The organism is Pseudoalteromonas sp. KS88 (assembly GCF_004766475.1).
Taxonomy (GTDB): Bacteria; Pseudomonadota; Gammaproteobacteria; order Enterobacterales; family Alteromonadaceae; genus Pseudoalteromonas.
In genome coordinates this window covers 1-20,097 of sequence record NZ_PYHV01000025.1, presented here as the reverse complement: position 1 = coordinate 20,097, position 20,097 = coordinate 1, and the positions used below count along the sequence as shown (strand labels likewise).

Annotated in this window: 13 protein-coding genes and 1 tRNA gene; 13 read left to right on the top strand and 1 reads right to left on the bottom strand. The window is 42.6% G+C overall.

Translation table 11 applies throughout. The annotated features are described in order from the left end of the window. Positions 1–71: 71 nt before the first annotated feature. Positions 72–4,064: a two-component regulator propeller domain-containing protein gene (locus tag C7Y70_RS16350; RefSeq protein ID WP_210114675.1), complete on the bottom strand. Its 3,993-nt coding sequence runs from the start codon at positions 4,062–4,064 to the stop codon at positions 72–74. A 164-nt stretch (positions 4,065–4,228) separates the two neighbouring features. On the opposite strand from C7Y70_RS16350, the gene C7Y70_RS16345 reads away from it, so the two are divergent. The 13 genes from C7Y70_RS16345 to C7Y70_RS16285 form a co-directional block, all read left to right on the top strand. After that, positions 4,229–4,305, top strand: a tRNA-Trp gene (locus C7Y70_RS16345). Between the two features lie 133 nt (positions 4,306–4,438). Beyond that, positions 4,439–4,816, top strand: a complete 378-nt coding sequence (secE, locus tag C7Y70_RS16340; protein WP_099295623.1) for a preprotein translocase subunit SecE — start codon at positions 4,439–4,441, stop codon at positions 4,814–4,816. Between the two features lie 4 nt (positions 4,817–4,820). Next, positions 4,821–5,378 carry a transcription termination/antitermination protein NusG gene (nusG, locus tag C7Y70_RS16335; RefSeq protein WP_087532504.1) on the top strand — a complete coding sequence of 186 codons (558 nt, stop codon included), beginning with the start codon at positions 4,821–4,823 and terminating at the stop codon, positions 5,376–5,378. A 216-nt stretch (positions 5,379–5,594) separates the two neighbouring features. Beyond that, positions 5,595–6,023: a 50S ribosomal protein L11 gene (gene rplK, locus C7Y70_RS16330; RefSeq protein ID WP_058561347.1), complete on the top strand. Its 429-nt coding sequence runs from the start codon at positions 5,595–5,597 to the stop codon at positions 6,021–6,023. A 4-nt stretch (positions 6,024–6,027) separates the two neighbouring features. Further along, positions 6,028–6,732, top strand: coding sequence for a 50S ribosomal protein L1 (gene rplA, locus C7Y70_RS16325; RefSeq protein ID WP_099295624.1), 705 nt, complete (start codon positions 6,028–6,030; stop codon positions 6,730–6,732). Between the two features lie 318 nt (positions 6,733–7,050). Beyond that, the gene (rplJ, locus tag C7Y70_RS16320; RefSeq protein ID WP_099295625.1) at positions 7,051–7,545 is read left to right on the top strand and encodes a 50S ribosomal protein L10; all 495 of its coding nucleotides are present in this window, start codon (positions 7,051–7,053) and stop codon (positions 7,543–7,545) included. Positions 7,546–7,622: 77 nt separating this feature from the next. Next, entirely contained in the window at positions 7,623–7,985 is a 363-nt protein-coding gene (gene rplL, locus C7Y70_RS16315; RefSeq protein WP_099295626.1) for a 50S ribosomal protein L7/L12, read from the top strand. A 270-nt stretch (positions 7,986–8,255) separates the two neighbouring features. Continuing rightward, the gene (gene rpoB / locus C7Y70_RS16310) at positions 8,256–12,281 is read left to right on the top strand and encodes a DNA-directed RNA polymerase subunit beta (protein ID WP_099295627.1); all 4,026 of its coding nucleotides are present in this window, start codon (positions 8,256–8,258) and stop codon (positions 12,279–12,281) included. 101 nt (positions 12,282–12,382) lie between these two features. Beyond that, positions 12,383–16,555 carry a DNA-directed RNA polymerase subunit beta' gene (gene rpoC / locus C7Y70_RS16305; RefSeq protein WP_099295628.1) on the top strand — a complete coding sequence of 1,391 codons (4,173 nt, stop codon included), beginning with the start codon at positions 12,383–12,385 and terminating at the stop codon, positions 16,553–16,555. A 192-nt stretch (positions 16,556–16,747) separates the two neighbouring features. Continuing rightward, the gene (gene rpsL / locus C7Y70_RS16300) at positions 16,748–17,122 is read left to right on the top strand and encodes a 30S ribosomal protein S12 (RefSeq protein ID WP_002958885.1); all 375 of its coding nucleotides are present in this window, start codon (positions 16,748–16,750) and stop codon (positions 17,120–17,122) included. Positions 17,123–17,219: 97 nt separating this feature from the next. Beyond that, on the top strand, positions 17,220–17,690 hold the full coding sequence (gene rpsG / locus C7Y70_RS16295; RefSeq protein ID WP_004588211.1) for a 30S ribosomal protein S7: 471 nt from the start codon (positions 17,220–17,222) through the stop codon (positions 17,688–17,690). 27 nt (positions 17,691–17,717) lie between these two features. Next, positions 17,718–19,826 carry an elongation factor G gene (gene fusA / locus C7Y70_RS16290; protein ID WP_099295629.1) on the top strand — a complete coding sequence of 703 codons (2,109 nt, stop codon included), beginning with the start codon at positions 17,718–17,720 and terminating at the stop codon, positions 19,824–19,826. A 68-nt stretch (positions 19,827–19,894) separates the two neighbouring features. Further along, on the top strand, positions 19,895–20,097 hold a 203-nt coding region (locus tag C7Y70_RS16285; RefSeq protein ID WP_245321574.1), incomplete at its 3' end, for a GTP-binding protein.

Below are 20,097 nucleotides of genomic sequence, written 5' to 3'. Positions count from 1 at the left end.
GTGCACGTTTTAATTAAGGTTAATTTAGTTAAATCAGCTAGTTAAAAATAGTACATAAGCGAACGATTTAATCACATAGGCGAAATTTTTGCTAATTTTTTATTGTTATCGCGAAACTGCTTTGGTGTTAGCTGGTGTTTAGTTTTAAAGCATCGTGCGAAATAGCTTTGCGAACTAAAACCGACTTTATCTGCAATTAATCCAACGGCAAGATCTGTTTCTAAAAGCAGTTTTTCAGCCTGAACCAAACGAATATTGCGGATGTAATCTGTGGGGGTTAAATTAAAAATAGCTTTCATCTTTAACTGTAAGGCACGCGAGCTAATGTGCATATGTTCAGCCAGCTGCTCAACCGTAAAGCTTTCTTGCTGGTAATGTTTATGAACAATGTTTTTTAATCGTTCAGTAAACGAATAGTCTTTGTTTTGTATAAACGATGAATCACTCGTTCCAGCGACTTCATGGCTCGACAGTTGTAACGACAAATGACGATTTAGCACTTCTCTAATATTTAATAACCCTTGTACTCTACCCAGGAGTAGTTTTGGTTCAAAGGGTTTACTGAGAAAATCATCCGCGAGTAAATCAAGGCCCTTTAATCGGCTTTGAGTGTCTGCTTTGGCTGAAAGCAACAATACAGGTATATGGCTTGTTGCTATATTGGTTCTAAGCGTATTGAGCAATTCATAGCCATCCATGATAGGCATCATCACATCGCTAATGACTAAATCGGGCATCTCGCTTTTACACATCAGTACACCTTGCTCGCCGTTTTGTGCGCTTATACAGATGTAATTGGGTGAAAACAGTGACACCAGTAGTTGCCGCATATCTTCATTATCTTCAACGATGAGGATCTTTTTATGTTGTGATGAGTTAATAACACCTGCCTGTTCTTCCGTAGGCAGTGAAATGGGTGACATGGCTTGTACCAATGGTAAACACACCCTAAAACAACTTCCTTTTCCTTTTTCGCTCTCTAGCGATACAGAACCATTGTATTGCTGGGTGAGTTGTTTAACGAGCGCTAAGCCAATACCACAACCATTATTATCTGAATTAACGCGGTTAAAGCGTTCAAAAATTGCCTCTTGTTGATGTTTTTCAATGCCTATACCTGTGTCTTGTACGCTAATTTGTGCCATTTTATCATTTTCAGACAACGTAATCGTCACGCTACCGTGAGAAGGTGTGTACTTGAGTGCGTTACTAAGTAAATTGCTAATAATAGATAAGGTATGCTGTGGTTCTACATTAATGTATAAATCATTAGGTGTTTGTTTTTTTATAGAAAAGGAAATCTGCTTTTTAACAAAGAGCATATTGAAGTCTTCAACCAGCTGCTCAAAGATGGTTGAGATTGAGTAGGGTGAAACTGTGTTTAACGCTGCACTTGGACGCTGACTAAGCTGCAATAATTGATTTATTAACGTAAGTAAGTACTGGCTATTGCGTTTAATAGTCGATAAATGAACTTGGGCGGCAGCTTCTTTAAAATGTGCTTGCAAATACTCTAACGGGGCAATAATTAAACTCAACGGAGTTTTTAATTCGTGGCTTATGTTGTCTAAAAATTCACTTTTTAATTTATTTAGCTCTTGTGCCTGCTTGTTTTTTTGTTCAGCAATTTTAGCCCGATACATTGAGTAAGTGATTAACCAGATAATTAAAATGCTCAAGCTTATATAAATAATATAAGCAAATGTTGTTTGCCACCATGGAGGCACAATAGTGAGGTTGATTAACTCGCTTGGTTTACTCCATTTTCCATGCTGGTCTTTTACTTTTAATTGCAATTGGTAACTGCCAGCAGGGAGTTGGGAATAGTTGATGTATCGCTGCTTTGCGTCGGCAAATAAAAACTGCTTGTCTAATCCCACAAGTTTATACGCGTATTGATAAAGAGCGGGGGAGGAATTACTGTTTAGCGCTGAAAATGTGAAGCCTATTACACCAACAGCCTTATCAAAAGTAAGGTTGCTGGCATAGCTAATTAGTTTAGTTTTATCTTCGCTAGCATAGCTTTTTATGTGTGAGGCTTGGTTATTAATGAGTAGCTCTGTCAGGACTGGCTCAGGCGTTGCTTTGGTGTGTGCTAACTCGTGAGGATAAAATTGATTAAAGCCGTTAATTCCGCCAAAGAGTAGCTCGCCATCATCGCTTTGGTATGCAGCACCAAGAATAAAAGAGTTATGCTGAATACCGTCTCTTGGTAAATAGTGTTGCATTTGTTCTGTTTTAGGGTCGTATCGCGTTAATCCTTGATTACTTGATAACCACAGGCGTTTTTGCTTGTCCTGTTTAACAGCGAAAATATTATCGTTGAGCAAGCCATTTTGCTCCGAGATGCTGCTTGACACGCCCGTCTTCTTATTAAGGCGGTTTAGCCCTCCCATGGTGCCTACCCAAAGTGTTTGTTCATTCTCAAGGTGCATAGACGTGACCATGTTATGACTCAGGCTCGTAGCATTATTACTATTGGCTTTATAATGAGTAAATTGCTCATTTGTTAATTGCAATTTATTTAAGCCAACGCGGGTGCCTGCCCATATTGCGTTGGCATACTTGTCATACAGCAGGGTAAAAATCGTATTGTTGGATAAGCTATTGGCCGATTTGTCATGCTGAAAATGTTTAACGGCTAGGGTATCTGGGTTAAAGCGGGTAAGCCCTTGGTTGCCACCTAGCCACAAATTACCCTCAGCATCACCCGTAATAGCGTAAATGTTATTGCTACTTAATTGATGGCTTTGTTTGGTAAATGCTGCAAAAGAGTCAGTTTGTGGGTCATATCGCAGTAATCCACCGCCATAAGTGCCAATCCACACGCGTTGATTAGCATCCTCAAAAAGACTAAAAATATTATTGTTGGTTAAGCTAGTAGGTTCGTTGTCATCTTTTGTATAGCGTATAAACCCGCGCTTTGTTTGCTTATTAAGGCCAGAGCGAGTACCAACCCATAGACGACCTTGTGAATCCTTTAATAAAGCACGCACAAAGTTATGACTTATAGATGAGTTTACAGATTCTTGGTGTTGTTGGTGATTAAACTGTTTTTGAGATGCATCGTAGCGTTGAATGCCGTAACCATCCGTGCCGATCCAAATAATATTTTGTGGGTCTTGGTATAAGGTAAGTAGATAATCACTCGCTAAGCCATTTTGTTGTTTTGCGGTATGCCTATATTGCTCAAAGTGATTGCCCACATTATTTGAATAAGGTTGATAAAAAAGTCCTTTTCCATAGCTTGAGAGCCATAGGTTTTGCTCATTATCAAACATGATGTCAGTTACCCAGATACCCTTGAGTTGTGCTAGGTCTTTAAACTCTTCAGTCTTTGGATTAAATGTGCTCAAGCCATTTTTACTGGCAATTAATAGCGCTTCGTTGGGCATGGTTTTTAAGCGCCATAGGGATTGCATGCTCTTAGGGTAATGGACAAATTGTGTTGTTTGTTTATCAAATTTGATTAAGCCAACATTACTCGCAATCCAAATATTATTATTATCAGTGATTACATCTCGAAAAATAACGTTGCTTGCATCGGGATGGGTATAGCTAAAAAATTTGGCAGTTTTATGTTTAATATTAAGTTGCGTTAAATTGCCATCCTCATGACCCATCCACAGAGTGTTTTTACTATCCATGGTTGCTGACCAAATGCGGTCATCTTTAATTGCGAGCTCAGTGGTTTGATTAATATGGCTAAACTGCCCAGTTTCTGTGTCTAAAAGGTTCAGCCCCTTTGTCGCTGTTGTAACCCACAGGGTGCCATTTTCAGTATGCCCACATGCCGTGATCCAATTCCCAGAAAGGCTTAACGGGTCCATCGGATAGGATTTAAAGCGCTTTATGTCATAGCCGTCAAAACGGTTAAGGCCTCCTTGAGTAGAAAACCAATGAAATCCACGTTTGTCGTTGATAGCGCAGGTGATTGAGTTTTGTGTTAAACCTTGCTCGGTAGAGTAAGTGTCTAAATGAAGAGACCGAGCATTAGATAGGGCTGAAAATAAAATATTAAAGCTTATAACCACAGTATAAATGATGATTTTACCTATCAACACAGATTCCCTTACGCTTTCATTATTCCCTTAATTGAAACAAGCATAAACTGATTTTTAATTAAAGTTAAGATTGTTTTACTTAATATGAGGTGAGATTTTAGTTAATGGGTATCTTTTACTCTTGTGTTAATGAATTGCGTAAGTATAATAGGCATCCACTTTGCAGGGGCGTAGTTCCAATTGGTAGAACAGCGGTCTCCAAAACCGACGGTTGGGAGTTCGAATCTCTCCGCCCCTGCCAATTTTATCTTGTGAGTGGGTAAAGTCTTAGGTTAAAAATCGGTTTAAATAAGTCTGTTTTTAAGTTTAGATTTTAATGGATTAACCCTGCCGTAGTGTAGGGTTGTTGTGTCTGTAGTTAAGGTAATAATATTATGAGCACGAATGTAGAAACGCCATCAAGTGGGATGGACTCAGTAAAGTGGCTTGTGGCAATTGCGCTACTTGCAGGCGCAGTAGTTGGTAATTATATGTACGCAGATCAGTCTGTGTTATTACGTGCTATTGGTGTTGTTATTGCAGTTGCTGCTGGTTTAGGCATTGCAGCAGTAACAGAAAAAGGACGTACCTTCCTTGCTTTTGCAAAAGAAGCGCGTATTGAAGTACGTAAAGTAGTGTGGCCTACGCGCCAAGAAACTACCCATACGACATTTATTGTAATGGTAGCAACTGTGATTATGGCACTTATCCTTTGGGGATTAGATGGCATTTTATTCCGCGCAGTAGGCTTTTTAACTGGATTGGAGATCTGATCCCATGTCGGATGAGAACAACGAAAAGAAACTACGTTGGTACGTAGTACAGGCTTTCTCAGGTTATGAGAAGCGTGTTGCACAAACTCTTCTTGAGCATATCAAGATTGAAGGTTTAGAAGACAGTTTTGGTGAAATATTAGTACCTACAGAAGAAGTTGTTGAGATGCGCGCTGGTCAAAAGCGTAAATCTGAGCGTAAATTCTTTCCAGGTTATGTACTAGTCCAAATGGATATGAACGATGCAAGCTGGCACTTAGTGAACAGCACAGCACGTGTGATGGGCTTTATCGGTGGTACATCTGACCGCCCAGCGCCAATCAGCTCTAAAGAAGCTGATCGTATTCTTAATCGCTTACAAGAGAACGCTGAAGCACCTAAACCTGCTACATTGTTTGAACCAGGTGAAGTGGTTCGTGTTGTTGATGGTCCATTCGCTGACTTCAGTGGTGTGGTTGAAGCTGTTGACTACGAAAAGAGCCGCGTAAAAGTATCTGTACTTATCTTTGGTCGTTCTACGCCAGTTGATCTTGAATTCGGTCAAGTTGAACAAGATAAGTAACAAAGTTTAGATAGTTTATGCGAAGTGATTTATTACTTTGCATAGTACTTGAAAAAGGCCGCTGATTAACTTATAATCAGCGGCCTTTTTGTATTCAGGGATAGAGTTTCTTGAATTGATTACAAAAAGTACGAAACCAATTTTTAAACTGGGAAGCCGCTAGAGTACGCGTCCTCGCGCGCACAAGGCTAAGACCCACCTAATGAGGTATTTATAATGGCTAAGAAAGTTGAAGCTCTAATCAAGCTACAAGTTGCTGCTGGTATGGCTAATCCTAGTCCTCCAGTAGGTCCAGCACTAGGTCAACACGGTGTAAACATCATGGAATTCTGTAAAGCGTTCAACGCACGTACAGAGTCTATCGAAAAAGGCGCTCCAGTTCCTGTAGTGATCTCTGTTTACGGCGACCGTTCATTTACGTTCGACATGAAAACGCCACCGGCTGCTTACTTACTTAAGAAAGCTGCAGGCATCAAATCAGGCTCAGGCCGTCCTAACACTGAAAAAGTAGGCACAGTAACTCGTGCTCAACTTGAAGAAATCGTTGAGACTAAACGACCTGATCTTACAGCGGCTGATATGGACGCTGCGGTTCGCACTATCGCAGGTTCTGCGCGTGCGATGGGCTTGAACGTAGAGGACTAAGATAATGGCTAAATTAACTAAACGTATGCGTACTATCCGCGAGAAAGTGGAAGTAACTAAAGATTACGAAATCAACGAAGCAGTTGCTCTTTTAAAAGAGTTAGCGACAGCTAAATTCGTAGAAAGTGTTGACGTTGCCGTTAACCTTGGTATCGATGCTCGTAAATCTGACCAAAACGTTCGTGGTGCAACTGTACTACCTAACGGTACTGGTCGTGACGTTCGCGTTGCAGTATTCACACAAGGCGCTAACGCAGAAGCTGCGAAAGAAGCCGGTGCTGAACTTGTAGGTATGGAAGATCTTGCTGATCAAGTTAAGAAAGGCGAGATGAACTTTGACGTTGTTGTTGCATCACCAGACGCTATGCGTGTTGTTGGTCAACTAGGTCAAATCTTAGGCCCACGTGGTCTAATGCCAAACCCTAAAACTGGTACTGTAACACCTAACGTTGCAGAAGCAGTTAAAAATGCTAAAGCTGGTCAAGTGCGTTACCGCAATGACAAAAATGGTATCATCCACACTACTATTGGTAAGGTTGATTTCACAGCTGAGCAACTTCAACAAAACCTTGAAGCTCTAATTGTTGCGCTTAAGAAGGCTAAACCTTCACAAGCTAAAGGTGTTTACGTTAAGAAAGTAACCATCTCTACAACAATGGGCGCAGGTGTTGCTGTTGACCAAAACACATTAAGCACAACTGTAGCTTAATAAGTGTTTACATGGCGTGAAATTTGTACTATAATTTCGCGCCATTTTGTTGAATAATTTGATTGTTCAACAATGTAAAGAATTCGGGTTGAAGTCCATAATTTCGGTGCGCCTTTGGCAAAGCGATAAATTGGGCTTCCGTCCAAGACCGTAGGGGGCTTAGGCCTTAATATCCTACGTAGACGGTGTGAATCCCCAGATAGATTTTTCCTAATCCTTCTGGCTCTCGCCGTAAAAAGCATCTCCATCTTTATTGATGGGGAAGAGTAAAACAGGGAAGCCGATAAACGGTAACCCATTAAACCAGGAGTAACACCCATGGCTTTAAATCTTCAAGGCAAAAAAGCAATTGTTGCTGAAGTCAACGAAGCAGCCACTGGTGCTCTATCTGCAGTTGTTGCAGATTCTCGTGGTGTAACAGTTGGTGCAATTACTGCCCTTCGTAAAGAAGCTCGCGAAGCGGGTGTTTGGATGAAAGTTGTCCGTAACACTTTAGCAAAACGTGCTCTTGAAGGAACAGATTTTGAGTGCCTTTCTGATTCATTCGTTGGTCCAAGCTTAATCGCTTTCTCATCAGAGCACCCTGGTGCTGCTGCGCGTATCTTTTCAGATTTCGCGAAAAAGAATGAGAAATTTGAGCTTAAAACGGCCGCTTTTGAAGGCAATGTAGTAGATGCAGGCATGCTTGCAACTCTACCTACATACGACGAAGCTGTTGCACGCTTAATGAGCGCTATGAAAGAAGCGTCTGCTGGCAAATTGTGTAAAACAATTGAAGCAGTACGTGTACAGAAAGAAGAGCAAGCTGCTTAATTTTAAGCTGTTTAAACTTACTTTCGGTGTAAAATTTTTTTGGACCTTTGAGTCCGTTAATTATTAGGAAATTTGTAATGTCTGTAACTAAAGACCAAATCCTTGACGCAATTGCTGAAATGTCAGTAATGGACGTTGTTGCTCTTGTTGAAGCAATGGAAGAAAAATTCGGCGTAACTGCTGCAGCTGCTATGGTAGCAGGTCCTGCTGCTGAAGCTGCTGAAGAGAAAACTGAATTTGACGTAATCCTTACTGGCGCTGGCGCTAACAAGGTTGCGGCAATCAAAGCTGTACGTAGCGCAACTGGCCTAGGCCTTAAAGAAGCGAAAGCGCTTGTTGAAGCTGCTCCAACTCCAGTTAAAGAAGGTATCTCTAAAGAAGAAGCTGAAGCGCTTGCTAAAGACCTTACTGAAGCTGGTGCTGAAGTTGAGGTTAAGTAATCTAGCTCACGCTAGGTTCGCTGCCTGAGAAATCAGGCAAGGGCTGGTGATTATTTAATCACCGGCCTTTTTGCGCTATAGAGTTATGTATTCCTATAGCTCAAATAAAATCTGGATTTCTCTTTAATTTCAACGCTTTATAGTTTGCTAGTGTTGAAGTGGGAGTCTTTCGGAACAACAATTAAATGTTGTACATCTTGGCATAGATGCCAGTTAAGTCTGTTCTTACAAGAACAGGTCGGGTCAAAGATCAGCAAGCTGAGGAACCCCATGGCTTACTCTTATTCTGAAAAGAAACGTATCCGTAAGGATTTTGGTAAACGTCCACAAGTATTGGATATACCTTTCTTACTGTCGACGCAGTTAGAATCGTTTAAAAAATTCTTAGTCCCGGACGCTGATGGCGATCACGGTTTGGAAGCAGCCTTCCAATCAGTGTTTCCAATCAAAAGCTACTCGGGAAATTCTGAGCTTCAATACGTAAGTTATCGTATTGGTGAGCCAGTATTCGATGTAAAAGAATGTCAAATTCGCGGTGTGACTTTTTCTGCTCCACTTCGCGTAAAATTGCGTCTTGTAGTAATGGACAAAGAAGCTCCAGGCACAGTTAAAGACATTAAAGAGCAAGAAGTTTACATGGGCGAAATTCCGCTCATGACCGATACCGGTACCTTTGTAATCAATGGTACAGAGCGTGTTATCGTTTCTCAGCTACACCGTAGCCCTGGTGTATTCTTTGATAACGACCGCGGTAAAACTCACTCATCGGGTAAAGTACTATATAACGCACGTGTAATTCCTTACCGTGGTTCGTGGTTAGACTTTGAGTTTGATGCAAAAGATAACTTATATGTACGTATTGACCGTCGTCGTAAATTACCGGCGTCTATCATTTTACGTGCACTTGAGTACACGACTGAAGAAATCTTAGAGATGTTCTTCGAAACCACTGCATTTGAAGTAACTGACGGTAAAGTTCTTATGGAACTTGTGCCTTCACGTTTACGTGGTGAAACCGCTGCCTTTGATATTAAAGGTGAAGACGGTGATGTGCTGGTTGAAAGTGGCCGTCGTATTACTGCGCGTCATATCAAGAGCATTGAGAAAAAAGGCATTACTCAGTTAGAAGTACCACATGAGTACATCATTGGCCGTGTTATTGCAAAGAACTACGTTGACGAGTCAACGGGTGAAATCATTGCAACCGCTAATGACGAACTAACACTTGAAGTAATGGCTGAGCTTGTAAAAGCGGGTCACACTAAGATTGATACTTTATATATCAACGAAGTTGACAGCGGTGCATACATTTCAGATACCTTACGTATCGATTCAAGCACTAACCGTTTAGAAGCACTTGTAGAAATTTATCGCATGATGCGCCCAGGCGAGCCACCGACGAAAGACGCGGCTGAAGCCTTATTTGAGAACTTATTCTTCTCAGAAGAACGCTATGACTTATCAACTGTAGGTCGTATGAAGTTCAATAGCCGTGTTGGTTATGACACTGACACAGGCCCTGGCACATTAAGCAAAGAAGACATCGTGTCTGTTATGAAAGTATTAATTGCTATTCGTAACGGTCAAGGCGATGTTGATGATATCGACCACTTAGGCAACCGTCGTATTCGTAGTGTTGGCGAAATGGCTGAGAACCAATTCCGTGTAGGTTTAGTACGTGTAGAACGTGCTGTACGTGAGCGCTTAAGCTTAGGTGACCTAGATGCGATCATGCCACAAGATCTTATTAACGCTAAGCCTATTTCGGCAGCGGTTAAAGAGTTCTTCGGCTCGTCTCAGTTATCACAGTTCATGGACCAAAATAACCCGCTATCAGAAGTAACGCACAAGCGTCGTATTTCTGCATTAGGCCCGGGCGGTCTTACACGTGAACGCGCTGGCTTTGAAGTACGTGACGTTCACGTAACTCACTATGGTCGCGTATGTCCAATCGAGACTCCTGAGGGTCCAAACATCGGTCTAATTAACTCATTGTCTACGTACGCACGTACAAATGACTATGGTTTCTTAGAAACACCTTACCGCAAAGTGGTAGATGGTGTTGTAACTGATGAAGTAGATTACCTATCAGCCATTGAAGAAGGTCAGTTTGTTATCGCACAGGCGAACTCAAACTTAACTGAAACCAATGAGTTTGTAGATGAACTTATTCCATGTCGTCACAAAGGTGAATCAACCTTTATGGGTCGCATGGACCAACAATATATGGATGTATCACCACAACAGGTGATCTCTGTAGCGGCCGCACTTATCCCGTTCCTAGAACACGATGATGCTAACCGCGCATTGATGGGTTCAAACATGCAACGTCAAGCAGTACCAACATTGAAAGCGGATAAGCCGTTAGTAGGTACTGGTATTGAGTTAACACTAGCGAAAGACTCTGGTGTAACAATTGTTGCAAAACGTGGCGGTGAAGTAATGTATGCTGACGCAAGTCGCATCGTTGTTAATGTACATGAAGAAGAACGCATCCCTGGTGAAGCGGGTATCGACATCTACAACTTGACCAAGTACACACGTTCTAACCAAAATACATGTATTAACCAAAAACCAACGTGTATGGTTGGTGAACCGGTTACTCGTGGCGATGTGTTAGCAGATGGTCCTTCGACTGACTTAGGTGACTTAGCCCTTGGTCAAAACCTTCGCGTGGCATTCATGCCATGGAACGGTTATAACTTCGAGGATTCAATCCTACTATCAGAGCGCGTAGTTGAAGAAGATCGTCTAACGACTATCCACATTCAAGAACTACAGTGTATTGCCCGTGATACTAAGTTAGGTCCTGAAGAGATCACAGCAGATATCCCGAATGTGGGTGAGTCTGCACTAGGCAAGCTTGATGAATCAGGCGTTGTTTATATCGGTGCTGAAGTTAAAGGCGGCGATATCCTAGTAGGTAAAGTGACTCCGAAAGGCGAAACGCAATTAACACCTGAAGAGAAGCTACTGCGTGCTATCTTCGGTGAGAAAGCGTCTGACGTTAAAGACAGCTCATTACGTGTACCAAACTCTGTAACTGGTACTGTAATTGACGTGCAAGTCTTCACCCGTGATGGTGTTGAAAAAGACAAGCGCGCGCTAGAAGTTGAAGAAATGCAACTTCGTGATGCGAAAAAAGACTTTAACGAAGAATTCCGTATTCTTGAAGCAGGCGTGTTAGACCGTGCTCGCAAGTTACTTGTGGCTGCTGGTCAAAACGAAGAACAATTAGCGACACTGAATGCTGAGAAGCTACTCACTCAAAGCCTTGCTGAAGAAGATAAGCAAGCTGAGCTTGAGCAACTAGCTGCACAGTACGATGAGCTTAAAGCTGAATACGATAAGAAGTTTGAAAACAAACGTCGTAAGATCACTCAAGGTGATGATTTAGCACCAGGCGTACTTAAGATTGTTAAAGTATACCTTGCTGTTAAACGTCGCATCCAACCGGGTGATAAAATGGCGGGTCGTCACGGTAACAAAGGTGTTATCTCGACTATCGTACCAGTAGAAGATATGCCATACGATGAAAAAGGTCGTACGGTAGACATCGTATTGAATCCACTAGGTGTACCATCACGTATGAACATCGGTCAGATCCTTGAAACACATATGGGTCTAGCTGCACGTGGTATCGGTGAACGTCTAGAAGAAATGATGAAAGAACAACGTGAGCTGCATGAGTTACGTGAATTCATCAAGCAAGCCTACGAGATCGGTGATTGCCGTCAAAAAGTAGACATTGCTAGCTTCTCTGATGATGAAGTTCGTCGCTTAGCTGTAAACTTAAAAGGTGGTTTACCAATCGCTACTCCTGCATTTGATGGCGCTAAAGAAGACGAAATCAAAGACATGCTTGAGTTAGGTGGCTACCCAAGAAGTGGTCAGGTTACACTTTATGATGGCCGTACTGGTGACGAGTTTGAACGTCAAGTAACTGTAGGTTACATGTACATGCTGAAACTGAATCACTTAGTTGATGATAAGATGCATGCGCGTTCAACGGGTTCTTACAGCCTTGTTACTCAGCAACCGCTGGGTGGTAAAGCACAGTTCGGTGGCCAGCGTTTCGGTGAGATGGAAGTATGGGCACTTGAAGCATACGGTGCCGCTTACACTCTACAAGAAATGCTAACAGTGAAATCGGATGACGTGAACGGTCGTACTAAGATGTATAAAAACATCGTTGATGGTAACCATAAGATGGAACCAGGTATGCCAGAATCGTTCAACGTATTGTTGAAAGAAATCCGCTCACTGGGTATCAACATCGAGTTGGAAGAAAATTAGCCAATTAGGTGCTGTAGCTAGCTACAGCACCTGTTACGGCCGAATAGAATGTAGGGGCGAGATTATCCGCCCTCAAGATTAACTCCGACAGGAGAGCTAAGGTGAAAGACTTACTTAAGTTTCTGAAGCAACAAAATAAGACCGAAGAATTCGATGCAATTCGCATTGGTCTTGCTTCACCAGACATGGTTCGTTCATGGTCATACGGTGAAGTAAAGAAACCTGAGACTATTAACTACCGTACTTTCAAGCCTGAGCGCGATGGCTTATTCTGTGCCCGTATTTTCGGTCCAGTGAAAGATTATGAGTGTTTATGTGGTAAATATAAACGCCTTAAACACCGTGGTGTGATCTGTGAAAAGTGTGGCGTTGAAGTAACACTAACTAAAGTGCGTCGTGACAGAATGGGTCACATCGACTTGGCAAGCCCAGTTGCGCATATTTGGTTCTTAAAATCATTACCGTCACGTATCGGTTTAATGCTTGATATGACACTTCGTGATATTGAACGTGTTCTTTACTTCGAGTCATTCGTTGTAACTGAACCAGGTATGACAACGCTTGAGCGTAGTCAGTTACTAGGTGAAGAAGAATACTTAGATGCACTTGAAGAGCACGGTGACGAATTTGAAGCGAAGATGGGTGCTGAAGCAGTATTAGACTTGCTTCGTGAACTTGATCTTGGCCAATTAATTGCTGAAATGCGTGAAGAGTTACCAACAATTAACTCTGAAACTAAGCGTAAGAAGATCACTAAACGTCTTAAATTAATGGAATCGTTCCACCAATCAGGTAATAACCCTGAGTGGATGATCATGACAGTACTTCCAGTATTGCCACCTGACTTACGTCCATTAGTACCACTAGATGGTGGCCGTTTTGCGACTTCAGATCTAAATGACCTTTACCGTCGTGTTATTAACCGTAATAACCGTCTTAAGCGTCTACTAGATTTAGCAGCACCAGACATTATCGTACGCAACGAAAAACGTATGTTACAAGAAGCGGTAGATGCGCTACTTGATAACGGTCGTCGTGGTCGTGCAATTACAGGTTCTAACAAGCGTCCGCTTAAATCTCTTGCTGATATGATCAAGGGTAAGCAAGGTCGTTTCCGTCAGAACTTACTTGGTAAGCGTGTAGATTACTCTGGCCGTTCTGTAATCACGGTTGGTCCTACGCTTAAGCTTCACCAATGTGGTCTTCCTAAGAAGATGGCACTTGAGCTATTCAAACCATTCATCTATGGCAAATTAGAGCGTCGCGGCATGGCTACGACAATTAAAGCTGCTAAGAAAATGGTAGAGCGTGAAGTTCCGGAAGTATGGGATGTTTTAGACGAAGTAATTCGTGAACATCCAGTATTACTTAACCGTGCACCAACACTTCACCGTTTGGGTATCCAAGCGTTTGAGCCTGTGCTTATCGAAGGTAAAGCAATCCACTTGCATCCATTAGTATGTGCGGCATACAACGCCGACTTCGATGGTGACCAAATGGCGGTACACGTACCGTTAACGATTGAAGCACAGCTTGAAGCACGTGCGTTAATGATGTCAACAAACAACATCTTATCGCCTGCTAACGGTGAGCCAATCATCGTTCCTTCACAGGACGTTGTATTAGGTCTTTACTACATGACGCGTGATCGCATTAATGCGAAAGGCGAAGGCACTGTATTTAAAGATCCAAAAGAAGCAGAAAAAGCATACCGCAGTGGCAATGCTGAACTTCACGCTCGCGTAAAAGTTCGTATTAGCCAATCAGTGAAGAACGAAAATGGTGTAGTAGAAGATACTATCACTATCATCGATACCACTGTTGGTCGTGCAATTTTGTCTCTAATTTTACCTAAAGGTATGCCGTTTGAGTCAATCAACCAAGCATTAGGTAAAAAGCAGATTTCTAGCTTATTAAACGAGTGTTACCGTCGTTTAGGTCTAAAAGACACGGTTGTGTTTGCTGACCAAGTTATGTACACCGGTTTCCACTACGCAATGAAGTCAGGTGTTTCAATTGGTATCGATGACTTAGTTATCCCACCAGTTAAAGCATCAATCATTGAAGCAGCAGAAGCTGAAGTGACTGAAATCAACCAACAATTCCAATCAGGTCTTGTAACGGCTGGTGAAAAGTACAATAAAGTTATCGATATCTGGTCACGTGTAAATGAAAACTTATCACGTGAAATGATGGCCAACTTGTCAAAAGACACGGTTATCAATGCTAAAGGTGAAGAAGAAGAGCAACCGTCATTTAACTCAGTGTTTATGATGGCCGACTCAGGTGCTCGTGGTAGTGCCGCTCAGATCCGTCAGCTAGCAGGTATGCGTGGTCTAATGGCACGTCCAGATGGTTCAATCATCGAGACACCAATCACGGCTAACTTCCGTGAAGGTCTAAACGTACTTCAGTACTTCATCTCAACGCACGGTGCGCGTAAAGGTCTTGCCGATACAGCACTGAAAACAGCGAACTCGGGTTACCTAACGCGTCGTCTAGTAGACGTTGCACAAGATTTGGTAATCAACGAAGACGATTGTGGCACAGAAGATGGCTTAACAATGAAACCGCTTATCGAAGGTGGTGACGTTGTAGAAGCACTTCGCGAACGTGTTTTAGGTCGTGTTGTTGCTGAAGATGTTGTGATCCCAGGCACTAATACTGTTCTGGTTGAGCGTAACATCATGCTTGATGAAAAACTGTGTGATCTTTTAGAAGAACACTCAGTGGATGAAGTTCGCGTTCGCTCAGTTATCACCTGTGATAACGACTTTGGTGTATGTGCTAAGTGTTATGGTCGTGACCTTGCTCGTGGTCATATCATCAACGCAGGTGAATCAGTTGGTGTTATCGCAGCTCAATCAATCGGTGAGCCAGGTACTCAGCTTACGATGCGTACCTTCCACATCGGTGGTGCGGCATCAAGAGCGTCTGCTGAAAATAATGTACAAGTTAAAACTAACGGTACATTAAAGCTTCATAACGCAAAATATGTATTAAATACAGACGGTAAGATTGTTATTACCTCACGTTCTACTGAGATCACTATCATTGATAGCTATGGTCGTGAAAAAGAACGTTATAAAGTACCTTACGGTGCGGTATTAACAGTGCAAGACAATGCAGAAGTTCAAGGTAACGACATTGTTGCTACTTGGGACCCGCATAGTCACCCAATCGTTCTTGAACATAAATCAAAAGTATCGTTCAGCGATATCGATGACTCGAATACAGAGACACAAACTGATGAATTAACCGGTTTAACTCGTATCGTTGTTAAAGATCTTGCTAAAGCGAATGCGAAAGAGCCTAAGCTTATCATTGAAAGTGAAGAGCGCGGCTTGCAAGAAACACGTCTTCCTTCATTCACTACGATTGAAGTTACAGATGGTGCGACTGCAAACCCGGGTGACGTGTTAGCACGTATCCCGCAAGAAGGTTCGAAAACTCGTGATATCACGGGTGGTCTACCACGCGTAGCCGACTTATTTGAAGCGCGTAAGCCAAAAGAGCCAGCTATCTTAGCTGAGATCACAGGTACTATTAGCTTCGGTAAAGAGACTAAAGGTAAGAAGCGTTTAGTTATCACTCCACCTGAAGGCGATCATTACGAAGAAATGATCCCTAAGTGGCGTCAACTTAACGTGTTTGAAGGTGAGCAAGTGTCTAAAGGTGAAGTTATCGCCGATGGTCCTGAATCACCACACGACATCTTACGCCTACGTGGTGTGACTCATGTTGCTAACTACATCGTTAACGAAGTGCAAGAGGTTTACCGTTTGCAGGGCGTTAAGATCAATGATAAGCACATTGAAACAATTATTCGTCAGATGCTACGTAAATGTACCATCCTTGACGGCGGTCATAGTGAATTCTTAGCCGGTGAGCAAATTGAAGTGGCACGCGTTAATATCGCAAACCGCGACCTTGAAGCTCAAGGCAAGTTACCAGCTAAATTTGAAATCCAGTTAATGGGTATCACTAAAGCGTCACTAGCCACAGAATCTTTCATCTCAGCAGCCTCGTTCCAGGAGACAACTCGTGTCCTAACAGAAGCCGCTGTAAATGGTAAGAGCGATGAACTTCGCGGTCTGAAAGAAAACGTAATCGTGGGTCGTTTGATCCCAGCCGGTACCGGTTTTGCGTATCACCAAGATCGTATGGCACGTCGTAAGCAAAGTTTAGTTGTTGAAGAGCAAACAGTAAGTGCAGAAGAGGCGACTCAAGCACTAACAGATGCTTTAAACGCTGATTTATCTGGAAATCAATAAACTTAATCTAATCAATAGATTAGATTTTAGCAAGGCAGTTATCTTCTGCCTTGCTAACGGTTTATGTTGACAGGTTAAACTTTGCTCATTAAAATTCCGCCACCCATTTACCTGCGCGTTTGTTACGAGCTTGTAAAAAGGGCGGATTTTTTTATTTTTTCAGTAGTAATTTTAATTTCAGGAGCTATTTAAATGGCAACTATTAACCAGCTAGTGCGTAAGCCACGTCGTAGCAAGGTTACTAAAAGTAACTCAGCTGCGCTTAAAGCGTGTCCGCAAAAGCGTGGTGTATGTACTCGCGTATATACAACTACACCTAAGAAACCAAACTCGGCGTTACGTAAAGTAGCTCGTGTACGTTTAACTAACGGTTTCGAAGTAACTTCATACATCGGTGGTGAAGGTCATAACCTTCAAGAGCACAGTGTAATCCTAATCCGTGGTGGTCGTGTTAAAGATTTACCAGGTGTGCGTTTCCACACTGTACGTGGTGCACTTGACTGTGCAGGCGTAAGCGACCGTCGTCAAGCTCGTTCTAAATACGGTGCAAAACGCCCTAAGGGCTAATTGTATTCCGTTAGTAAGGCCAAGCACTAAATATTATTAATTATTGTTTTGGGTTATTGTTCCAAAAGGACAAACCTGAATAAACCGGAGATACAAAATGCCTAGAAGACGCGTAATAGGTCAACGTAAAATTCTTCCAGATCCTAAGTTCGGATCGGAACTTCTTGCAAAATTCGTTAACATCGTAATGTTAGACGGCAAGAAATCTACTGCTGAAAAAATCGTTTACGGTGCGCTAGATGTGGCTGCTGAGAAATCAGGCAAATCGCACCTTGAAATCTTTGAGTCTGCACTTGATAACATCCGTCCACAGGTAGAGGTTAAATCTCGCCGTGTTGGTGGTTCAACTTATCAAGTACCAGTTGAAGTACGTCCAGTTCGTCGTAACGCATTAGGTATGCGTTGGTTAGTAGACGCTGCACGTAAGCGTGGCGAAAAATCTATGGGCTTACGTTTAGCTCAAGAAATCGTTGACGCTGCTGATAATAAAGGCACTGCGGTTAAGAAACGTGAAGACGTTCACCGTATGGCTGAAGCGAATAAAGCATTCGCTCATTACCGTTGGTAATCTGCCCTTAACCTTTAAGAGGATCATATGGCACGTACAACTCCACTTGAGCGCTACCGCAATATCGGTATTGTTGCTCACGTAGATGCAGGCAAAACCACCACAACAGAACGTGTTCTGTTTTACACAGGTCTTTCACATAAGATCGGTGAAGTGCATGATGGCGCCGCAACTATGGATTGGATGGAGCAGGAACAAGAGCGTGGTATCACAATCACTTCTGCTGCAACAACGTGTTTCTGGAAAGGGATGGACGCGCAATTTGACGACCATCGTATCAATATTATTGATACTCCAGGACACGTAGATTTCACTATCGAAGTAGAACGTTCTTTACGTGTACTTGATGGTGCGGTAGTTGTTCTTTGTGCTTCATCAGGTGTACAGCCGCAAACTGAGACAGTTTGGCGTCAAGCGAACAAATATGAAGTTCCGAGAATGATCTTCGTAAACAAAATGGATCGCACGGGCGCTGACTTCTTAACGGTTGTTAGCCAGGTGAAATCTCGTCTTGGAGCAACGCCTGTTCCAATTCAGCTGCCAGTTGGCGCTGAAGACGACTTTAAAGGTGTAATTGACCTTATAAAAATGAAAGTGATTAACTGGAATTCTGAAGACCAGGGCATGACTTTCTCTTATGAGGCAATACCGGCAGAACTTCAAGAGCTCGCTGAAGAATGGCACTCTCACTTAGTTGAAAGTGCTGCAGAAGCTTCTGAAGAACTAATGGATAAGTATTTGGAAGGTGAAGACCTGAGCGAAGCTGAAATTAAAGCAGCTTTGCGTCAGCGTACATTAGCTAACGAAATCGTCCCGATGACGTGTGGTAGCGCATTTAAAAATAAAGGCGTTCAAGCTGTGCTTGATGGCGTTATTGAATATATGCCTGCACCAACACAAGTGAAACAAATTCAAGGTATTCTTGAAGATGGCACTGAGGAAGAGCGTCCTGCTGATGACAACGCACCGTTTGCTGCACTTGCTTTTAAGATTGCAACAGACCCGTTCGTTGGTACTTTAACCTTTTTCCGTGTTTACTCTGGTACTGTTAAACAGGGTGATGCGGTTTACAACCCAGTAAAAAGTAAGCGTGAGCGCCTTGGTCGTATCGTTCAGATGCATTCAAACTCACGTGAAGAGATCAAAGAAGTCCACGCAGGCGATATCGCGGCGGCTATTGGTCTTAAAGACGTAACAACAGGTGAAACACTGTGTGATCCGAATTCTAAAATTACGCTTGAGCGTATGGAATTCCCAGAACCAGTAATCTCTGTTGCGGTTGAGCCTCGCACAATCGCTGACCAGGACAAGATGGCTATCGCACTAGGTAAACTAGCGGCTGAAGATCCATCTTTCCGCGTACAAACTGATGATGAGTCAGGTCAGACTATAATTTCTGGCATGGGTGAACTTCACCTCGATATCATTGTCGACCGTATGAAACGTGAATTCAGTGTTGAATGTAACGTTGGTAAGCCGCAGGTTTCTTACCGTGAAGCTATCCGTGATACCGTTAAGGTAGAAGGGAAGTTCGTACGTCAATCAGGTGGTCGTGGTCAATATGGTCACGTCTGGCTTAAACTTGAACCGATGGATATTTCGGATGATGAAGCACCAATTTACGAGTTTGTTAACGAAACCGTAGGTGGCTCAGTTCCAAAAGAATACATCCCTGCGGTAGATAAAGGCATCCAAGAGCAAATGGCTCAAGGTGTGCTGGCAGGCTACCCGTTACTTGGCGTGAAAGCGACTTTATATGATGGTTCATTCCATGATGTAGATTCGAATGAAATGGCATTTAAAATAGCAGGTTCTTTGGCAATGAAGCAGGGTGCACTTGATGCAAACCCTGTACTTTTAGAGCCAATGATGAAGGTTGAAGTACTCACTCCTGAAGCAAACATGGGTGATGTAGTTGGCGACTTAAACCGTCGTCGAGGCATGATCGAAGGCATGGAAGAAGCGCTAGGTGGACTTAAACAAGTTAACGCTTTAGTTCCGCTCTCTGAAATGTTTGGTTATGCAACTGATCTGCGATCTGCAACACAAGGCCGTGCTTCATACTCCATGGAGTTTTTGAAGTACGCTGAAGCCGCTAAAAATGTTGCAGATAAAATAATTGCAGCTCGCACTTAAGTAATTTTTAGCTTGGTTTGGCTCAATAACGAGCTCGACCTTTAATTTCTTTATAGGAATTTTTTAAGATGGCAAAAGAAAAGTTTGAACGCGTAAAACCGCACGTAAACGTTGGTACAATCGGCCACGTTGACCACGGTAAAACTACCCTAACTGCAGCAATCACTAACGTACTTGCAAAAGTATACGGTGGTGTAGCTAAAGACTTCGCAGCAATCGATAACGCTCCAGAAGAGCGCGAGCGTGGTATCACAATCTCAACTTCACAAGT